We start from the raw sequence: 2,021 nt of genomic DNA, 5'->3' as shown, positions 1-2,021 counted from the left end.
GGCGAGGTGGCGCGGGCGAGCCCGGGGGTGGCCAGGGCGGGGCGCGTGTCGGCCCGGCGCACCACGGCGCCGAGCAGCAGGCTCGCGAGGACCGACACGGCCAGCCAGGAGCCGAGCACGAGCAGCGCACCGGTCATCGATCCGTCCTCCAGGTCGCCAGCGCGGACCGGGTGGACCGCTGGTGGTGACTCTAGGGATTCGTGCGCTCACAGAGCGTGTCTCGAGGGGGGTGTCGCCCGATCGGCCCCCTCGACTGCGGGGGCGTTACCCTGCTCCCCGTGGAGGGTCTCGAGCTGTTCTACACCAGCCTGCTGGCGCTGAGCGCCGTCGTCATCACCTGGTTCTCGGGCTTCGTGGTCTGGCGCCTGTTCAAGGGCCAGCGCTGAGGCCGGCGCCGGACTGCTGAGCGGAGCACGACGTGCCCTTCGAGATCGACGCCTCCCTGCCCGCGTCCCTGGTCCCCCTGTCCTGGCTGGTCGGCCGGTGGGAGGGCGCCGGGGTGCTCGCCTCGCCCGAGGCCGGTGAGACGCAGGTCGGCCAGGAGGTCGAGATCACCCCTGACCCCCGCGGGTTCCTCCACCACCGCTCGCAGGTGTGGCGCCTCGACGCCGACGGCGTGCGGCAGGAGCCGCTCGACACGGAGTCCGGCTACTGGCGCGCCGCGGCCGAGCAGTCCGACCCGCGGCGCCCGGGGGTGGACGTGGAGCTGCTGCTGGCCCACCCCACCGGCGTCGTGGAGGTGTTCGTCGGGCGCACGGCCGGCACGCGCGCCGAGCTCGTGACGGACGCCGTCGTGCGCACCGCGGGCGCCTCCGACTACACCGCCGCGCGGCGCACCTACGGGCAGGTCGAGGGCGACCTGCTGTGGGTGCTGGACGTCGCGTCCTCCACGCAGGAGCTGCACCCCCGCGTCTCCGCCCGGCTCAAGCGCGTCTAGCGCTACCGGCTCGCCGCGCGCGCGGTCGGCAGCGCCGGGGCGCGCGGCACGGGACGGACGGGTGAGGGCGCGAGCCGCGCCCACCCCGTCCCCGTCCACACGTGGGTGGCCTCGGCCAGCCACTCCCCGCACGAGATCATCACGCGTTCGCGCTCCGGCACGGCCGGGTCGAGGTAGAGCTCACCCGGAGTCCGCTCCAGGCCACGCTGCCCAGGCTTCATGCGGTGAGCATCGGCACGGGGCGGCCCCCGGCTGAGGTGCCACGCCGGAGGCTCCCCGGACGGCCCAGCGCGCCGGTACGCTCGGCGGCATGACGCTGGAGTACCGGCCCGGGGGACGGCGACGGCTGGACCAGGTCCTCGACCCCGAGTTCGTCCGCGACCTCGCCGGGCTGGACGAGGCCTCGCTGAGGCAGCGGCGCGACAGCGCGCAGCAGGAGGAGGCCGACCTGTCCTACGTCCGCCGCCTGCTGCAGGGCCGCCTGGACCTGCTCGAGGACGAGCGGGCCCACCGCACCGGCGAGCGCCCGGCGCCCGCCGCCGGTGCGGTGCGCAGCGACGCCGAGCTGGTCGAGGCCCTCTCGCGCATCCTGGCCGACCCCTCGCGCACCACGCGCGGCAGCGGGCGCTTCCTCACCGTCGAGCCCAGCCGGATCGGGGAGCACCGGCGCGAGGCCGAGCTCGCGGCGGCCGACGTGCGCACCAGCGCGCCCTCGCAGCTGGACGACGCCGAGCTGGAGGCCGTCATCGGCCGGCTGCGGGACGTCGAGCGGCGCGCCTCGGCCACCCGCCGCCAGGTGCAGGCGGTCGAGCAGGAGCTCACCGACGAGCTGACCCGGCGCCTGCGCACGGCGTCCGCCTGAGGGACGCCGCGCCCCGTTCGGCCCAGCACCGCGGTGGCGGTGCTGGGGATCGCTGGTCCGGCAGGTAACACTGGGCCCCGTCTCGAGGCCGGCCTGAGGAGGACCCCTGTGAGCAGCACCCCCGCACCCGTCACCACCGAACCCCTCGTGGTCGGCGTGGTGGGCCTGGGCTACCTGGGCGCGGTGCACGCGGCGTGCATGGCCGACCTCGGCCACCGGGTC

The 2,021-nt window shown here is 76.1% G+C and carries 2 protein-coding genes; both read left to right on the top strand.

The window, feature by feature from the left end:
• Nucleotides 1-418: 418 nt before the first annotated feature.
• Nucleotides 419-937: a nitrobindin family protein gene (locus tag AC5FZL_RS16535; protein WP_493619968.1), complete on the top strand. Its 519-nt coding sequence runs from the start codon at nt 419-421 to the stop codon at nt 935-937.
• Between the two features lie 310 nt (nt 938-1,247).
• Complete coding sequence (locus AC5FZL_RS16530) at nt 1,248-1,799, top strand: RsiG family protein (RefSeq protein ID WP_493619967.1); 552 nt, start codon at nt 1,248-1,250, stop codon at nt 1,797-1,799.
• Nucleotides 1,800-2,021: the final 222 nt, after the last annotated feature.

Source organism: Quadrisphaera sp. DVD1, from assembly GCF_058932755.1.
This window is presented reverse-complemented; position numbering and strand designations above follow the sequence as displayed.